Genomic DNA, 15782 nt, shown 5'->3' with positions numbered 1-15782 from the left:
GCAGAGGGATAGACGGAAGGGTTTAGAGGTTGCGCCAGTTCCCGACCACCTCAACCCGGCTGATACCAGCGCCAAGGGTGATGCGGTTGACACCCGGCTTCAGTGTGGGGAATTCGCCGGTGAGCGCATCGGTTAGCACCTGGCCAGCCACGTGAGCCACTAGCCGGGCTGAATCCACCGTGACCTGCCCCGAAGGTGCGCCGATTCGGTATGGGGTGCCGTTGATTGTGAGCGTCAGATTTCCCGTGCCAAAGAGCGTGATGACCGGATCGGACTCGATCAGGCCGGGGTTTGTGATCGTCCCCGAGGTGGTGAGCGTGTGCTGGTCCAGGCCGAGGTCAAGGTAGGTGAACGGCTCACAGACAAGGGTGGCGTCGAAGAACCCCCACGAGACTAGCTCCCGGCGAAGCGGTGAAATCTCTGCGTGTTTGACCTTGGTGAACCCTCCCGGCGCACCCGAGAAACTAATCGTTAAGGCTTTAGCGAGCGCTATGGCAGCTTTCCGATATGCCTCCACGCCCAGCGTGGTGTCGACGGCCAGCGGCAGGGCGAGCAAGGTGTCGGCCCAGCCGCCGAAGCGGGTGAGCTTGCCTGCCCGTCCTGCCACCTCAATGTCATCGACCACCCGCCGGGCGGCTGGCAACTGAACCGGCCCAGTCAGCCTGAGTCCCAGCTCGGTCGAGGTGGTGGTGTGGTTGAGGGTGAAACTGCGCATCACACACCTCCTGTCAGCACTACGTGGTGGGTGTTGATTCGAGCCAGTTGCCGGTTCAGGCCAGGTGCGAGCTTGCCCACCAAAGTGCCGTCGTTGAGGACGACCTTGATATCCAGCCCGGATAGGAGACGCTGTGCAGTAGCGTCAACAATCGCCTCCACATCCGTTGCGCCACCAGAACCAGCAGCGCTAGAAGCCGCGTGCAGAACACTCACCGGTACCGGTTGCAGATCCACCTGCGGTACCGTCACCGGCTCAAGGTTCGTGTCGATAGGGACGCTGAGCCCGTCGGTGAGCGCGCTCATGGCATCGAGGGTGTCCTCGGCAACATCTTCGGCAGCGGCTACAGCCCGGCCTCCGGTGGTTTCGATGCCTCCGGCAAGGCCCCTGGTGAGCATGTCGCCCACCCAGGCCATTTCGGCTGAGGGTGAGCGGATCCCGAAGAAGCCGAGGATCCCGTTCCAGATATCCCCGCACCAGCCCATCACCTTGTCCCAGAGCCACCCGGCCAGCCCTTGAATGCCGTTCCACAGACCACGCACGAGGTCACCACCAGCTGATGCCAGTAGGCCGACACCGTTCAGGACGGCTCCTACGATGCCGCTGATGATCTGCGGGATCGCGGCGACGATGGTGGAGATGATCTGCGGCAGATTCGTGATCAACGCCGTCAACAACTGGATCCCTGCTTGGACCAGTTGCGGGATCGCATTCCCGATCGCTGAGACGATCGCGGCGATAATCTGCGGCAACACGGCCACGATCGTGGTGATGATCTCTGGCAACGCCTCCACCAACGAGGTGAGCAGGGCGATGCCGGTTTCGATGAGCTGCGGAATCGCCGCCACCAGGAACTCAACAATCCCGGTAATGACTGCAGGCAGTGCTTCGATGAGCACCGGCAGTGCTTCGAGCAGCCCCTGCGCGAGCCCCATGATCAACTGCAACGCGGCTTCTAGGATCATGGGTAGGTTGTCGATCAACCCCTGAACGAGAGCCAGCAGCATCTCAATCGCGGCTGGGATCAGCTCCGGCAACGCCTCAGCAATACCGGCCACAAGGGTGCCGATCACCTGAAGCGCTGCGTCAAGAAGCATCGGCAACGCCTCGATGATCGACTCCAACAAGGCGGTCACAAGCTGGATGGCGGTTTCAGCCAAGGAGGGCAGGACTTCGACGATGCCCTCGATGAGGGAGATGAGGATGGACATGCCCGCCTCAATCACCGCAGGCAACTGCTCAGCAATAAACGCCAACGCCTCCTGCAAGATCTGACCGAACGTGTCGATCAAGGCAGGAGCACCGCCCTCCTCAAACGCGGCAGTGAGCTCGTCCACCCAGCCGTTGACCATCGGCAAGACGGTGCCTGCCAGCGTGTCCGACAACCCTTCAGCCAGCACGCCTTTCAGGTTGGCGACACCGTCTTCCAGGGTCGCGAGCTGACCGGAGAAGGTTTGGGATTGGGCGTCCATCGCCCCATAGAACCGGCCACCCTCCTCAGTCGCGCTGGCGAAGGCGTCAGCAACCATGTCGGCGCTGATCGCGCCCTTACCCATCTCCTCTTTGAGTTCACCGATGGACTTACCAGTCTTACGGGAGATCTCCTCGAGCGGGTTAAAGCCCGCGTTGATCATCTGGTTGAGATCCTGGCCGGTGAGCTTGCCGGTCGAGGACATTTGCGCGAACGCAAGCGTGAGCGACTCAAGCTTCTGCGCATCACCCTGGCTAATGTCGCCGAGCTGACCTAGGCACAGTTGAGCTTCTTCAGCCGAGATACCAAACGCCATGAGCGTTTGAGTGTTCTTGGCCAGATCCTCCATACCAAACGGGGTCCGCGCGGCTTCACGCTTCAGGTCGTTAACGAGCTGCTGGGCTTTTGCTTGGTCACCGAGCATCGTGGTGAAGGAGGTGGTGTATTGCTCCATGCGGGCGTTGTATTCCACGCCGTCTTTCATCGCGCCCACGAACCCCTTGGCAAGACCGGCGACAGCAGAAGCGATACCTTTGGCCGAGGCAACAATTGCTTCGGAGGCGAGGTTGGCTTTCAGGACGTCGCCGAAGATGCGGGTCTTGCCCGAGGTGTCATCCATCTCACCGCCGAGATCATCGACAGCGTCTTCGAGTTTGCCAGCCTGCTGGGCGGCATCCTGCGCGTCATCACCGGCATCGTCAGTGTGATCGGCGAACTGCTTGAGCGCATCATTGTTGTCTTCAAGCTCAGACTCCAGCCCGTTCAAGACTGCTTGGGCGTTGTTGAGCTGGATCTGCCAGTTCTTCGTCCGGGAATCGTTCTCCCCAAACGAGGCAGCAGCATTGTCGAGCGCCGCCCGCAGGGTCTCCACCTTGGAGCGCTGAGCCTCGATCTCTTTGGCCAGCACCTGGTTCTTCGCCGTCAGCGACGCAGCAGAACTTTCGTTCTTACCGAATTGTGAGGCGGTAAGTTTCATCTCCGATCCCAGCACCCGCATCTCGCGGTTGATCTCGGTGATTGCGCGCTTGAACTCCCGCTCACCCTCCAAACCAATCTTGAGTCCGAAAGAGCTATCAGCCATGGCGTGAAGGTCACCTCCTACGGGAGAATTGAGGAATAAGAGTCAGCGCGAGCAGTAAGGAGGGCGGCAGTGAGCGACATTGATGTGCGACGATTCGCCCGGTTGCTGGCTGGGTTGCCCGAGCATTTGCCGATCTCAGATGCGATGGAACATGCCGACCCGCAGAAGAAGGGACGGTGGTGGTCCTCGCAGCGTGAGCACATGTCCACCTGGTTCGCCTCACAAGCAACCACCGGCAGTGGTGCGTTTACCCGGCAAGCACCGAACCGGTCAGCCAAGACGACCTATAACCGGCTCCAACACCCCGAAGGGCTGATGTGGATTGCTGAAGCACTCGGAGCAGACACCACTCTCCTCCAGCGGGTCACCGAGGAAGCGTTGAGCATTCCCAGGCGCAGGCGAAGCGGATTCGTGCGCACGCACCTGCCCTGGAATCTGATCGCAGACCTGGCTAAATCCCAGCGGGGATGATGTCGTCGATGAACCAGTACCTGACTGGTTCGGCTCTGCCGGTGTCGATCAGCCAGCAATCCACCAAATCAAGCAGCTGCCCGAACACCATGAGTTCCACCTCGAGTGGGCGCAGGTGCAGGTGCGCCATGCCAATGTAGGTAAGCCGGGTGAAAGTGGCGGCTGGGCTGGTATCTACGCGCCCGATGCCGGGTCTTTTGGGACCGGTGCGGTTTCGATCGTGCGGCGGGTTCCGTGCTGGAGTGCGGCAGCAATCGCAGAGCGGTACTCCGACAGATCGGCAGGCACGGTCAGCAGCTCAACCGCATCCACCGTCAACTCGGTCTGCGGGTCATCTGGGTGGGTGAGGTTATGAATCGCCACCGACTGGTTCGCCAGCAAAGTGATCAGCCAGATCACCTCACCGAGCGTGTGGGCGAAGTCCTCACTGGTCTCCAAGGCTTCGCCGAGGTTCTCCAGCCCGCCGTAGCGGGCAGCGATCTCACGCGTGGCCCGCGTGGTCAAAATCAACTCATACTCGCTGCCACCGATAGTCACAGTGGCAGCAGACGTGGTCTTTTTCTTGGTGCTCATGTTGGGGGCTCCTTACTCTGCGGTGGCGGGTTCGTAGACGGCCTGGTACCAGGCGTTGATGGTCTCGTCCTTCACTCCAGCAGCCCCTTCGGTGACTTCGGCCTTCCACGGGTGCTTACCAGTAGCGTCTGGCTTGTTTCGGCGCAGGATTGTGCCCTCCACCGTCGGGGTGGAGAACGTAATGGAGTCGGCCTTGGTTGCCAGGGTCGTGGTGGGCAGGGCGAACTTGACCCGGTAGAGCCAGAAGTACTGGTACTTTCCGTTGGAGCGTGCGGCGCGGAAGCCGATCGCGACCGGGGTTGTGTTGTCCTCCGAGGTGGAGATCAGCACCCCGTTGGCATCGACGTGTGCGCCGGTGAGTGCGGAGGTTGCTTCGGTGCCAAGGTCATCCACGCCGAGGGTGAGGGTACCGGACTTGAATTCCTTCACGATCTCGCTCGCTCCGTCATCGGCGTACAGAATTGCTTCTGCCAGTTCCACAGAGAGCTCAGCACTGATGGCTTTAGCAAGCTGAGTGGGGGTGGCGTAGGTTTCCTCGCCCGTGGTGGGGTCTTCGGTGATAGTCGCGTAGTAGAGCTTGTCGAGTCCGATGGTGGCCATGGTTAGGGTCCTTTCATGTCATAAGGGGTGTAGGCAGCCACATCCAGGGCGTAGTGGTGAAAACCGGTGTCCGCTTCGAAGCCGATGTAGCGCCGTGCCGTGATCGCCAGCCCCGCCTCCAGCAAGGCGGCGGTGATCCGGTCACGTTCGGGTAGGTAGTTGCCTTTCGTGAACAGTGCGAGGCGCACTTCTTCGACCTCGACGTCGGGAGTGTTGTCGGCGAAGACGTCGAAGGTGTCGGCGATCGGGGTGGCCACCAGGTACGTGCCTGGGGCGGGCGCGTGGGTGTAGAGGCCGACCGCGATCGGTAAACCCAGCTGATCAGCCACGTCCGTGAGACGTTCGAGTAACGCGGTCATGGTGCGACCTGATTCATCCGGGCAGCAAGGGTTTGCTTCATGGCCTCGGTTGCCGGGCGGCGTGTTTGGCTGCGGGTGGGTGCCAGGAAAGGCCGGGCAGGCTGATTACTTCTGCCGTGTTCGAGAACGTTGGCGATCAGTGCGTGGGATCTGCCATCGCGCCGGTTCTCACCGAACCCGATCTTCACGTTGTGCTCACCCTTCGAGTTCACCTTCACCGTCGTTGTGCCGAGCGCGGCGAGCAGCTGCCCGGTCGAGCGCGAGGGTGCAGATGTATGGCCGATGGCGGCAGATAGGTTTGATCGCAAACGCGGTTCAACCACGGCAGCTCCAGCGTTGAGCACTTCATCGGCGGCGGTGTCCAGCAGAGTGCTGGCGGCGTCGAGTGCATCGATGAACGTGTTCGGCAACGCGATGTGTGCTTTAGCCATGGGTGTCTCCTTCGGGTGTGGTGGTGTGGGCGAGGATTTCGACGTACCTGCCGATCACCTCGACCGTGTCGATCACGAACCGGCCATCAACCGTGGCGATCTCCATCGCCTCCGTCACCTCAAGGCCAGGAATGACACGGATACGGAACAGCACGGTCGCGTTCGTAAAAGCAGCTCGGTTCACCCAGGCTGCTGAGGCGTGCCGGGTTTCCCGATACGCGCGCACGGTGGCGACGATCTCGTCCCGCGTGGTCGTGAACCCTGCCTTGTCCCGCACCGTGACCGGGGCGATGAGTTCGAGGGACTCGCGCATGCTCCCGATGGCTGCCATCAGATCTTCCATTCGCGGTCGAGGCGCAGCAGCGTGTTGACTGCGTTCCACACGGCCCTGGCAGCATCGGGTTTGTCGGCCCAGAAACCTGCCGTTGACCCGTCCCGCGACTCATAGAAGTAACTGGCGAGCATGATGACGGCCTGCCGGGTAGTGCCCGACATGTCGTGCTGCGCGTAGTGCCCCTCGTCCAAGTGCTGGTAGGCGGTGGCGTAGGAGGTGGCAGCCCCCACCAACGAGCCGATCAACGCGTCATCCTCATCATGAGTGAGAATTAAGTTGGCTTTGACCTGCTCCACGAGTTCATCAACGAACGTGTGCGTGTTTGTCATGGGTGCTGCCACCTCCCTGCTTGGAGAGTTCCGGTTTAGGTGCCCGATTTCTGGGTGAGGACCTTGACCGCTTCGGGCAGGATGAGTTTGCCGTCCAGTCGCTGGCTGGCAAGGAAGCCGACCTGGCCACTGGTGGCGAACAGTTCGTTGAGCCGCTTGAAGGAGCGACCTTGTCGGTCGGCGATCCAGTAGTAGCCCAGATCCCCGAAAGCCACCGTCTTCGCACTGGCTTTGATCTCGGGCACGAACGCCGAGGTGTTGACGGGCTTGCCGAGAATCATGTCCGGGGACCCGGCGGTCAGGGCTGGCTGCCACAGGTACTGGCCCTGGGTGTCCTTGAGCTTGCGCACGGTTTTCACGGTGGCATCATTCATCAGCCACACCGCGTTCTTTCGATACGGGGCACGCAGACTGTAGTGCAGGTCGATCAGTTCATCAGCGGTGATGTCGGTGGCCTTCGCTGTGGTCACCCCCGCGTCGGCGCCTCCAGCAGTGAAGATCCCGGTGGGTTGACCCGTGCCGGTGCCCACCAGGAAGGCTTCTTCTTCGGCGGCACCGATACGACGAGCGAATTCCACAGCCAGGTACGCCTCAACATCAAACGCGGCGTCGTTGAGCAGCTCCTCAGAGATCTTGAGGAAGGTGCCGAGCTTGAACGCCGAGAGCGTCACCTGGGAGAAGGTCTCATCCGACTCGGTGTACGGCTTGCCCTCATCGAGCCAGCCTGCCGTGCCATGCGTACTGACAACGGGGATTTTGCGGTCGCCACTGGTGGTTTGGATGACCTTGGCCAAGGAGCGCATGATGTTCTGCTCAGCCAGCGACTGCACGAGGATGTGCTCGAACTCATCCGGCACCAGGTAACCGCCCTCCGTGTCCACTCCTTCGGACAAGGCGTTGCGAACTTCAAGTGGGCTGGCGTTGAGGCGCATAGCATCCCAGAACGCCCGCTTGTACGACGCAGTGGCGCGACCTGTCTTCGCAGGTTCTGGGTCGCCGGTCTGGCCGGGCATGGAGGTCAGGGGTGCGTGGGTGGCGCGTGCGAGGTCAGCGTCCAGGCGCTGGGCGCGCTCGGAGCGTGCGATCTCGGCGGTCAGCCGTTCAATGTCGGCCTCCATACGGGCGTAGGTCTGGTCGTCTTCAGCGCTCAGGTAGCCGGTGTCGGTGTCGCGGCGTTCGTCGAGGAAGGCCTTGGCCTTTTCCCAGGTTTCGGCACGCTTGGTGCGCAGATCAGAAATCGTCATCGTAGACATCAGAAGGTTCTCCTTGAGAGTTAGTGGGTGTGGTTGATCAGGGCGGCGTACAGGTCAACGACTCGACGGCCAGTAGTCCGGGCAGGCGCTGGGGCTGGTGGCGGAACAGTGGGTGGGGTGTTGGTGAGCCGGGCGACGAGGCGCTGCTCAGCAGGCTTGCGGGCATAAAGAACCCCGCCAGCAGTTCTGCTCAGCGGGGTGATGTTGCTCGGCTTGGGTTTACCGGGCGGCGACTCTTCTTCGAGGGCACCGTCATCCGGCTCCGGGGCCTCATCGTCCTCGTCAGGACGGTCAGGCTTGTCGGTCTTGCCAGTGAGGTACTCGTCGGCGAACCCCATGCTGATCGCAGCACGCGCGTCCATCCAGGTCTCGGCGTCCATGAGCTTCGCAAGCTTGGCCCGTGACAGGCTGGTCTTGAGCTCATAAGCGTTGATGATCGAGTCTTTGACGGCTGAGAGCATGTCGATCGCCCGCCCGAGCTCATCGGCGTCCCCAATGGCCAGGGTGGCGGGGTTGTGGATCATCATCATCGATACTGGGCTCATGGCAACGGTTGATCCGGCCATCGCGATCACCGAGGCGGCGCTGGCAGCGATGCCATCGATGTGGACGCGGACGTGACCTGGGTAGTCGATGAGCATGTTGTAGATCTGCGCGGCAGCAACCACATCCCCGCCAGGGCTGTTGATCCACACGGTCACGTCACCCGAACCTGCATTGAGCTCGCTGGCGAACAGGGCTGGGGTGATGTCGTCGTCGAACCACGACTCCTCAGCAATCACCCCGTTAAGGCGCAAAACCCGGCTGGCATCACTACCTGCCGGGTCATCATCGTGGTTGGGAGCGGGTGGCTCCCAGTTCCAGAACCGTTTCACCGGCTCCTCCTTCCATCATGTTCTTGTCTCGAGTGCGTGTCCTGCGGCGGTGATGGTTGCCCGACAGACTCCACCTCCCCGGCAGCGGTGCTCGCGTAGGCTCCGGCCATCGCAAGCGGCAGCATGTTGCCGTTCACCAAATACAGGTCACCGCCCTCCTCCGGGGCGATGCGGTCGAGGTTTTCCAGGCTGCGGATGTCGTTCGCACTCATCCACCCGTTCTGGCGGGCGAGGGCGTAGCCGTTCGTGCGGGAGACGTAGTCGCCGCGCAGGAGGCCCTCAACGTTGAACTTCACGAACACCGAAGGTTTCTCACGGGCCGACAGCAGGGTTTTGGTGATGGCCTGTTCCCATCTGATGACCCACGGGTCGAGCGTGTATTTCACAAACTCCAACGACTGCTGCTCAATATTCGAAAAAGAGCTCTTGTCAAGGTCGCCGATCATGTGAGGTGGGATGCGGAAGATGCGCGCGATTTCGTTGATCTGGAACTTCCGTGTCTCCAAGAACTGAGCCTGTTCTGGGGAGACGGAGATGGGCGTGTATTTCATGCCTTCTTCCAGCACTGCGACCTTGTTCGCGTTCCTGGAACCACCAAAAGTCTGCTGCCAGGACTCACGCACCCGGCTCGGGTCTTTGATCGTGCCCGGATGCTCCAACACGCCTCCGGGAGCGGCTCCGTTGGCGAAGAAGGACGCACCGTAGTCTTCAGTGGCCATGGCCATGCCGATCGCGTTCTTCGCCATCGCAATCGGGCTGTAGCCCACGAGTCCATCGAAACCAAGGCCGGGAATATGCAGCACGTCTGCCGGTGACAGCCGAATCCGCTGCCACTGGCCGTACGGTTCGTCTGAAGTGGTCTGGTACTCGTAGTACAAGCGTCCGGCATCGTCCCTGCCTACGCTCATTCGGTTGGGCATGAGCGGGTAGAGGCCGATGACTTCGTCGAGGCCGTTGCGGATCACTTGGGCGTAGGCGTTGCCCCACAGCAGCAGGTGGGTCATGAGGGTTTCGCGGAAGACGAAGCTGGTCATCTCTGGGTTGGGCTCATCGTGCAGGAGCCGGTAGAGAGTGTGGTCGGTGGCTTTCACCTTCGACCCCTCCAGCTCGGTGCGGTAGACGTGCAATGGCAGGCCCGCGATCGCCTCGGCCAGGATCCGCACGCAGGAGTAGACGGCGGTCATCTGCATCGCTGAGCGTTCGGTCACCGACCGGCCACTACTGGTGGGACCAAACAGGAAGCTGTAGTTCGCCGACAGCTGGTGATTCGTCACCTGACGTTGCGCGGGTCTGAGCCAGTCAAAAACACCCACAGGGGCCTTCTTTCCATAGTCGAAGCGTTAGAGGACGAGTAGGCCTCGCGAGTCGTACACCGAGGTGCCTGCGTGGGTACCACCACCTCGGATGGAGCGGTCGAGGGCCATGATGACGGCGACGACCCCGTCGATCTTCTCGGTGCTCTTTTGTTTGTCGGGTTTGATGTTGCCTGCCGGGTCGGTGCGCACGTGAATGTTGTCGACCATCCAGCTCAAGACCGGGTGCCCGCCGTGGGCGAAGCGCCCTTCGAGAGCGAGCTTCATGAGCTCCTTGCTCGGTGGGCTCATGTCCTTGAAGCCCTGCCCGAACGGGACGACGGTGAAGCCTGCGTCGTCGAGGTTTTGGCTCATCTGGACCGCACCCCACCGGTCGAAGGCGATCTCGCGGATATCAAACCGGGAGCCCAGTTCTTCGATGTGGCGTTCGATGTGGGCATAGTGCACGACGTTGCCCTCGGTGGTCTCCAGATAGCCCTGGGACTGCCACAGGTCGTATGGCACGTGATCGCGCGCGACACGCAGCTCCAGGTTGTCCTCGGGGATCCAGAACCACGGGGCGATCCGGTACTTCTCGTCCTCACCGTAGGGTGGGAATACGAGCACGAACGCGGTGATGTCCGTCGTGGAGGCAAGATCTAGGCCGCCATAGCAGGGTCTGCCTTCCAGTTCATCGAGGTCTACCGGGTCGGCGTTGGCGTCCCAGATGTGCATGGGCATCCACCGCACACTCTGCTTCACCCACTGATTGAGCCTCAGCTGACGAAACGTGTTCTCCTCGGCTGGGTTCTGGCGGGCACTGTTGCAGGCGGCTCGCACCTTCTCGACCGGCACCGTCACCCCCAAGCTGGGGTTGGCTTTGTGCCACACCTCTTCGCTCGTCCAGTCATCCTCAAGGTCGGCTCCGTAGATGACCGGGTAGAACGTCGGGTCGTGTTTCTTGCCCGCCAGGATGTCTTGGGCTTTTTGGTGCTGCTCGTAGCAAATGCTGTGGGTGTCGGTACCTGCGGTGGTGATGAGGAAGTACAGCGGCTGGGTGCGCGCGTCACCAGAGCCTTTGGTCATCACATCAAACAGGGCCCGGTTGGGTTGGGTGTGCAGCTCGTCGAACACCACACCGGAGATGTTGAACCCGTGCTTGGAATACGCCTCAGCGGAGAGCACTTGATAGAAGCTGTTGGTGGGTTTGTAGATGATCCGCTTCTGGGAGGACAGGATCTTCACCCGTTTCGACAAGGCCGGTGATTGGCGGATCATGTCGGCTGCCACCTCAAACACAATCGAGGCTTGCTGGCGGTCTGCCGCGCACCCGTAGACCTCGGCGGCCTGCTCTCCATCCCCGCACGTCAGCAGCAACGCGATCGCAGCGGCCAGCTCGGACTTGCCCTGCTTCTTGGGGATCTCCACATACGCGGTGGTGAACTGCCGGTAGCCGTCGGGTTTGATGGTGCCGAACAGGTCCCGCACGACCTGTTCCTGCCAGCCGAGCAGCGTGAACGGTGTGCCTGCCCAGCGGCCTTTGGTGTGGCGCAGCGCCTGAATGAATGCGACAGCGAAATCCGCTTTGTGCTGGTTGTAGGTGGAGCCGTCTGCCATGAACCGGGTCGGCTGATACGTGCTCGTCATCGTGGCGACAGCTCCTTCCTGGGCGTAAGAAAAGCCCCAACCGTGTGGGGCGAAACGATCGGTGTGGGGCCAGGCCCGATCCGTTGGGGTGGTCGGGGCGGTGCGAGGGGTTAGCAGTAGGTGTGGCGGAAGTCGGCGACCACCTGGTCGGTGTCGAAGCCGCCGTAGCGCCCATCGGACAGGCCGCGCTGCCTGGCCAGAGCGATGATCTGATCGGCTCTGGTGTAGTGCCAGCCCACGCGGCTGAGCGTGTGGACCGGGATCTTCTCGGCCCCGACCTCCTCGGCGAGCTCCTCCAGCAGGCTGAAGGGGATCTCGGCGGTGGCCTGGATGTCACCGTGCGCCACCGCGTCGGCGGGGATCTCCAGGTGGTTGGTGATCAGCTCGTAGGTGGCGTCCATCGCGTGTCCTCCTTGCCTGTGTGGGGTGTGGGTTAGATCTGGGTCAGGGCCCAGGCGATGGCGTGTCCGGCGTCTGCGAAGAGGTGGTCGGCCTCGGCGATGAGCTCCAGGGCGCATTCGCTGCGGCCGCGTGCGTTCGGGCCGAAGCCGTCGATCGGGGCTTCGGCCAGGCGGTAGACCTGGGCGCTGTTGCCGTAGCCGTCTTTCTTGGTCCAGGTCGCGAAGGTGGCCAGCGTGTAGTCGCCGTGTGCAAGCACCGCCCCGAAGGAGTCGACGCGCATCTGCAGGGATTCGGTGGTGAGCTTCTCGGTGGTGTTCATGGCTGTTTTCCTTTCCTCAGGAGGTGTTCTTTCGTCATGTACATACAGCCATAGGTGCGGGCGCTTATCCAGTCGTATTTGCCCAGATCAGGCACTATTTTTGGGATCTACAACACTCAGGGAAAACCATCGAGAAACAAGGCTTGTGACGAGGGGAAACCCCGCTCGTGGCAGGGTTTCCGGGTACCAGCAGGTCATGCGTTGCGATTGATGCGCCGGTTCTCCTTCTTACTTGCTGGGGTGCGCCAGGCGGCGTCGCCTTCCAGGCCTGCCAGCAGGATGCGCCGCGCCTGCTTGTGTTCGGGGCCGATGAAGCCCAGGGAGAGCAGGAAGCAGCGCATCGTGTACTTGTCATTGCCCGGTGCTGGCGGTGTGGCCCGGATTCGGGTTGCCTCCCGGGCGCGTTGGCAGAGCTTGGACACAAGCGGGATCACCGCCTCGCGTGCCGTCTCCGGCGTAATCGACTCACACCACGGGAACGAAACTGTCTCGTCATCGTTGAACTCGACGGGTGTGGCCGGGATGCCCAGGGCCTTGGCGATCAGTGGCCCTTTGGCTCCCAGGAGCGCTTCGAGGTTGGCACGGGTGCGCTCACTCCACCCGGTGGTGGGTATCGTGACCGTCAACGCCACCTCGCCCGGGTCGGTGGTGGCAAAGTCTGCCTGGCGGGCGGCCTCGAGCACGGCCTGCGCCTCGATGCCATCTGGCAAGTAGAGGGTCCAGTCCCGATCCAGCGTGGCGTCTGCGATCTGGTAGGCAAACGAGGGCGTGCCCATGTAGGTGGCCTTGACGCCAAGGTGGTCGGCGAGAAGCTGGGCGAGCTTTTTCCTGCCTGTTTTGTGCGGGGTGAAGGCGAGGATGCTCATGCCACGACCTCCTGCTCGAACCAGGCGGCCACCATGCTGAGGAAACGTGTCGGGTCGTGCTCGATCACGCGCACCACCAGCTGATCGCCGCGAGCTGTGGCAACCCGCAGGGTTTCCTCGGGGTCGTAGACGTTGACTCCGACTGCGATGAGCTCGCTGATTTCGCTGTGTAATTCACTCATGACCAGTCCTTTTCGCTCGGTTCCCCCGGTGTGGGGGTGTTGTGGTCATGTACATACAGCCATACGTTTTTCCGCTTATCCAGTCGTTTTTGCCCTCATCTACGGCTCATTTTCACGCCCCTGTTTTGCCTGCATTTCCGGGGTTTATTCGCGGTCGCGGTCGACCTGTTTGACCAGATCCAGGTACGTGTACTGGGCGCCGTCGCGCTGGCAGGTGATCCCGGCTGCGTCCCCGGTCGCCTCGGCGTAGCGGCGCAGGATCACCGAGGCGTACTTTTCGTCCAGCTCCATGAGGTACGCGATGCGGTCGGTCTGCTCGGCGGCTATCAGCGTCGAACCGCTGCCAGCGAAGGTGTCGAGGATGATCGCGTTTGCCTGGGTTGAGTTGCGGATCGGATAGGCCAGCAGGTCCAGCGGCTTGCTCGTAGGGTGGTCGGAGTTCTTTCGCGGCTTGGCGAAGTTCCAGATCGTGGTCTGTTTCCGATCAGCGAACCACTTGTGCTTGGCACCTTGCTTCCACCCGTAGAGCACGGGCTCGTGCTGCCACTGGTACGGCGAGCGTCCCAGCACGAGGGAGTCTTTGACCCAGATGCAGCAGCCGGAGAGTTTGAACCCGGCGTCGATGAACGCTTTGCGGAAGCTCAGCCCTTCGGTGTCGGCGTGGAACACATACGCAGACCCACCCTTCTCACACACGCCCGCCATGTTCGTGAACGATGCGAGCAGGAACTCGTAGAAGGAGTCTGCCTTCATCGCGTCGTTTTTGATCGTGAGCCCATCGGAGGACTCGAAGGCCACGTTGTAGGGCGGGTCGGTGAGCACCAGGTTCGCGCTCTTGCCGTCCATGAGCACTGCCACATCGTCTGCGTTGGTGGCATCTCCGCAGACGAGCCGGTGCCTGCCGACGGTCCAGATGTCCCCGCGCCTGACGAACGAGGCGGCCTCGAGTGCTTTCGTGAGATCGAAGCCGTCATCGGTGACCTCGTCATCGTCGAGGGAGCCAATCATCGCCTGGATTTCGTCATCGTCGAAGCCGGTGAGCTCGGCATCAAAGTCAGCCGCGTCCAGGTCGGCGATGAGCAGGGCCAGCTTGGATTCGTCCCAGTCGCCGCTGATCTTGTTCAGTGCGACGTTCAGGGCCTTCTCGCGGGTCTCGTCCAATTCGACGACCACGCAGTCAACATCGGTGTGGCCGAGATCAGCGAGTACTTTCAGGCGCTGGTGGCCGCCGACGATGTGGCCGGTGGTGTGGTTGTAGATCACCGGCTCGACATAGCCGAACTCGGTGAGGCTGCGCTTGAGTTTCTCGTAGTCCGCATCCCCGGGCTTCAGGTCCTTACGCGGGTTGTAGTCGGCGGGCTTAAGCTCAGCGATGGGTAGCTGCTTGATGAGCACGGCGGTTCACCTCTTCTCGAAGTGCGTCGGTGTAAGGCAGGGTCCATTCCCACTCGCTCAGGCCATGTCCCATGTGCCCGTAGGTGGCAAGCTTCGCGTAGATGGGGGCTCGCAGGCCGAGCCGTTCGATGATCGCGGCCGGACGCAGCGGGAAGATCGCCTGGGCGGCGTCGGTGAGCAGCCAGGCCGGGTGCTGACCGGTGCCGAAGGTGTCGATGTGGAACGCGACCGGGTCGGCCTTACCGATCGCATAGGAGATAGCGACGTGGCATTCTTCGGCCAGGCGCGCATCCACCACGGTCTTTGCGATCAGGCGAGCCATGTACGCGCCCGTCCGGTCGACCTTGGAGGGGTCCTTACCCGAGAACGCGCCACCGCCATGCGGGCCGAGCCCACCGTAGGTGTCGACCATGAGCTTGCGCCCGGTCAGCCCGGTGTCAGCGCCGGGCCCACCGGTGACGAACCGTCCCGAAGGGTTGACCAGCACGCGCTCGGGCGTGGCACCGGGCAGGTGCGCCTCGACGGCCGGGGCGACGACCAGCGTGCACACTTCCCGTTCAAGAACGCCTGTGTCTTTATGTGCATCGTGTTGGATCGAGACGATCACGGTGTCGATGCCGACCGGGGTGCCCAGCTCGTCGTAGACCACACTGACTTGGGATTTGCCGTCGGGGCCGATCCCACGGATCGTGCCGTCGGTGCGGGCGGCATCGAGGCGGCGGCAGATCTCGTGGGCGAGCACGAGCGGCAGCGGCAGGCGCTGGGGCGTTTCGTTCGTGGCGTACCCGTAGACGGTGCCCTGGTCTCCCGCGCCCAGGCTCGCATACGCCGACTCGTCACCCGCACGCGCCTCGAGCGAGCTGGTGACGCCTGCGCCGATGTCGGCGGATTGGCGGCGCACCCACACGTAGATGACAAACCGGTTCGGGTTGTACCCGGCCCGGCGCAGCGCCTCCCGCGTGCAGGCGCGTAGCTGCGGCCGGACGGTGGTGGTCTCGCCGGTGACGATGATGCGCCTGCCAGTTGCCATGACCTCAACGGCCACGCGTGCCGCCGGGTCGCAGGTGAGGATGTCATCGAGGATGCGGTCTGCGATCAGATCGCACAGCTTGTCGGGGTGGCCGATACACACAGATTCAGCACTTCGCACTACAGACACGCGGGGGCTCCTTGCACAAAAGCGAACA

General features: G+C 62.2%; 19 protein-coding genes. 1 reads left to right on the top strand and 18 read right to left on the bottom strand.

The annotated features are described in order from the left end of the window. Nucleotides 1-22: 22 nt before the first annotated feature. Together HLG82_RS08110 and HLG82_RS08105 are read right to left on the bottom strand one after the other, a co-directional pair. Nucleotides 23-715, bottom strand: a complete 693-nt coding sequence (locus HLG82_RS08110; protein ID WP_193326344.1) for a hypothetical protein — start codon at nucleotides 713-715, stop codon at nucleotides 23-25. Next, nucleotides 715-3267, bottom strand: a complete 2553-nt coding sequence (locus tag HLG82_RS08105) for a phage tail protein (RefSeq protein WP_193326343.1) — start codon at nucleotides 3265-3267, stop codon at nucleotides 715-717. The genes HLG82_RS08110 and HLG82_RS08105 overlap by 1 nt, the downstream gene beginning before the upstream one ends. Nucleotides 3268-3336: 69 nt before the next feature. Between HLG82_RS08105 and HLG82_RS08100 the strand changes: the two genes are divergently transcribed. Beyond that, on the top strand, nucleotides 3337-3738 hold the full coding sequence (locus tag HLG82_RS08100; protein ID WP_193326342.1) for a hypothetical protein: 402 nt from the start codon (nucleotides 3337-3339) through the stop codon (nucleotides 3736-3738). 174 nt (nucleotides 3739-3912) lie between these two features. Here the strand turns inward: HLG82_RS08100 and HLG82_RS08095 are convergent, their stop codons facing one another. The 16 genes from HLG82_RS08095 to metK form a co-directional block, all read right to left on the bottom strand. Further along, nucleotides 3913-4311: a hypothetical protein gene (locus HLG82_RS08095; RefSeq protein WP_193326341.1), complete on the bottom strand. Its 399-nt coding sequence runs from the start codon at nucleotides 4309-4311 to the stop codon at nucleotides 3913-3915. Between the two features lie 12 nt (nucleotides 4312-4323). Then, the gene (locus HLG82_RS08090) at nucleotides 4324-4911 is read right to left on the bottom strand and encodes a major tail protein (RefSeq protein WP_193326340.1); all 588 of its coding nucleotides are present in this window, start codon (nucleotides 4909-4911) and stop codon (nucleotides 4324-4326) included. Between the two features lie 2 nt (nucleotides 4912-4913). After that, nucleotides 4914-5270, bottom strand: a complete 357-nt coding sequence (locus HLG82_RS08085) for a hypothetical protein (RefSeq protein WP_193326339.1) — start codon at nucleotides 5268-5270, stop codon at nucleotides 4914-4916. Further along, complete coding sequence (locus HLG82_RS08080; RefSeq protein ID WP_193326338.1) at nucleotides 5267-5701, bottom strand: HK97-gp10 family putative phage morphogenesis protein; 435 nt, start codon at nucleotides 5699-5701, stop codon at nucleotides 5267-5269. The genes HLG82_RS08085 and HLG82_RS08080 overlap by 4 nt, the downstream gene beginning before the upstream one ends. Further along, nucleotides 5694-6032: a phage head completion protein gene (locus HLG82_RS08075; protein WP_193326337.1), complete on the bottom strand. Its 339-nt coding sequence runs from the start codon at nucleotides 6030-6032 to the stop codon at nucleotides 5694-5696. Before HLG82_RS08075 ends, HLG82_RS08080 begins: the two co-directional genes overlap by 8 nt. Beyond that, a complete protein-coding gene (locus tag HLG82_RS08070; protein WP_193326336.1) occupies nucleotides 6032-6364 on the bottom strand; it encodes a head-tail connector protein in 333 nt (110 codons plus the stop codon). Before HLG82_RS08070 ends, HLG82_RS08075 begins: the two co-directional genes overlap by 1 nt. Before the next feature lie 35 nt (nucleotides 6365-6399). Continuing rightward, nucleotides 6400-7617: a phage major capsid protein gene (locus HLG82_RS08065; protein WP_193326335.1), complete on the bottom strand. Its 1218-nt coding sequence runs from the start codon at nucleotides 7615-7617 to the stop codon at nucleotides 6400-6402. Between the two features lie 20 nt (nucleotides 7618-7637). Then, a complete protein-coding gene (locus HLG82_RS08060; RefSeq protein WP_193326334.1) occupies nucleotides 7638-8492 on the bottom strand; it encodes a head maturation protease, ClpP-related in 855 nt (284 codons plus the stop codon). Then, nucleotides 8489-9805 carry a phage portal protein gene (locus tag HLG82_RS08055; protein WP_193326333.1) on the bottom strand — a complete coding sequence of 439 codons (1317 nt, stop codon included), beginning with the start codon at nucleotides 9803-9805 and terminating at the stop codon, nucleotides 8489-8491. Before HLG82_RS08055 ends, HLG82_RS08060 begins: the two co-directional genes overlap by 4 nt. 27 nt (nucleotides 9806-9832) lie before the next feature. Further along, entirely contained in the window at nucleotides 9833-11431 is a 1599-nt protein-coding gene (locus HLG82_RS08050) for a terminase large subunit (RefSeq protein ID WP_193326332.1), read from the bottom strand. Nucleotides 11432-11541: 110 nt separating this feature from the next. Further along, nucleotides 11542-11832 (bottom strand): pseudouridine synthase, encoded by a 291-nt coding sequence (locus HLG82_RS08045; RefSeq protein WP_193326331.1) that lies wholly within the window; start codon nucleotides 11830-11832, stop codon nucleotides 11542-11544. A 32-nt stretch (nucleotides 11833-11864) separates the two neighbouring features. Further along, nucleotides 11865-12152, bottom strand: coding sequence for an Nmad4 family putative nucleotide modification protein (locus HLG82_RS08040; protein ID WP_193326330.1), 288 nt, complete (start codon nucleotides 12150-12152; stop codon nucleotides 11865-11867). A 194-nt stretch (nucleotides 12153-12346) separates the two neighbouring features. After that, a complete protein-coding gene (locus tag HLG82_RS08035; RefSeq protein WP_193326329.1) occupies nucleotides 12347-13018 on the bottom strand; it encodes a hypothetical protein in 672 nt (223 codons plus the stop codon). Continuing rightward, entirely contained in the window at nucleotides 13015-13200 is a 186-nt protein-coding gene (locus HLG82_RS08030) for a cell division protein (RefSeq protein WP_193326328.1), read from the bottom strand. The genes HLG82_RS08035 and HLG82_RS08030 overlap by 4 nt, the downstream gene beginning before the upstream one ends. A 144-nt stretch (nucleotides 13201-13344) precedes the next feature. Continuing rightward, nucleotides 13345-14595 carry a site-specific DNA-methyltransferase gene (locus HLG82_RS08025; protein ID WP_193326327.1) on the bottom strand — a complete coding sequence of 417 codons (1251 nt, stop codon included), beginning with the start codon at nucleotides 14593-14595 and terminating at the stop codon, nucleotides 13345-13347. After that, entirely contained in the window at nucleotides 14567-15754 is a 1188-nt protein-coding gene (gene metK, locus HLG82_RS08020) for a methionine adenosyltransferase (protein ID WP_193326326.1), read from the bottom strand. The genes HLG82_RS08025 and metK overlap by 29 nt, the downstream gene beginning before the upstream one ends. Between the last annotated feature and the right edge of the window lie 28 nt (nucleotides 15755-15782).

The organism is Trueperella pecoris, from assembly GCF_014926385.1.
GTDB classification, from domain to species: domain Bacteria; phylum Actinomycetota; class Actinomycetes; order Actinomycetales; family Actinomycetaceae; genus Trueperella; species Trueperella pecoris.
This window is presented reverse-complemented; position numbering and strand designations above follow the sequence as displayed.

What these genes read in the sequence shown, in the direction of transcription:
- HLG82_RS08090 (WP_193326340.1), bottom strand. Translation starts at nt 4,911, where the DNA reads ATGGCCACCATCGGACTCGACAAGCTCTACTACGCGACTATCACCGAA.
- HLG82_RS08030 (WP_193326328.1), bottom strand. Translation starts at nt 13,200, where the DNA reads ATGAGTGAATTACACAGCGAAATCAGCGAGCTCATCGCAGTCGGAGTC.
- HLG82_RS08075 (WP_193326337.1), bottom strand. Translation starts at nt 6,032, where the DNA reads ATGGCAGCCATCGGGAGCATGCGCGAGTCCCTCGAACTCATCGCCCCG.
- HLG82_RS08070 (WP_193326336.1), bottom strand. Translation starts at nt 6,364, where the DNA reads ATGACAAACACGCACACGTTCGTTGATGAACTCGTGGAGCAGGTCAAA.
- HLG82_RS08095 (WP_193326341.1), bottom strand. Translation starts at nt 4,311, where the DNA reads ATGAGCACCAAGAAAAAGACCACGTCTGCTGCCACTGTGACTATCGGT.
- HLG82_RS08105 (WP_193326343.1), bottom strand. Translation starts at nt 3,267, where the DNA reads ATGGCTGATAGCTCTTTCGGACTCAAGATTGGTTTGGAGGGTGAGCGG.
- HLG82_RS08065 (WP_193326335.1), bottom strand. Translation starts at nt 7,617, where the DNA reads ATGTCTACGATGACGATTTCTGATCTGCGCACCAAGCGTGCCGAAACC.
- HLG82_RS08110 (WP_193326344.1), bottom strand. Translation starts at nt 715, where the DNA reads ATGCGCAGTTTCACCCTCAACCACACCACCACCTCGACCGAGCTGGGA.
- HLG82_RS08050 (WP_193326332.1), bottom strand. Translation starts at nt 11,431, where the DNA reads ATGACGAGCACGTATCAGCCGACCCGGTTCATGGCAGACGGCTCCACC.
- HLG82_RS08035 (WP_193326329.1), bottom strand. Translation starts at nt 13,018, where the DNA reads ATGAGCATCCTCGCCTTCACCCCGCACAAAACAGGCAGGAAAAAGCTC.
- HLG82_RS08040 (WP_193326330.1), bottom strand. Translation starts at nt 12,152, where the DNA reads ATGAACACCACCGAGAAGCTCACCACCGAATCCCTGCAGATGCGCGTC.
- HLG82_RS08085 (WP_193326339.1), bottom strand. Translation starts at nt 5,270, where the DNA reads ATGACCGCGTTACTCGAACGTCTCACGGACGTGGCTGATCAGCTGGGT.
- HLG82_RS08045 (WP_193326331.1), bottom strand. Translation starts at nt 11,832, where the DNA reads ATGGACGCCACCTACGAGCTGATCACCAACCACCTGGAGATCCCCGCC.
- HLG82_RS08080 (WP_193326338.1), bottom strand. Translation starts at nt 5,701, where the DNA reads ATGGCTAAAGCACACATCGCGTTGCCGAACACGTTCATCGATGCACTC.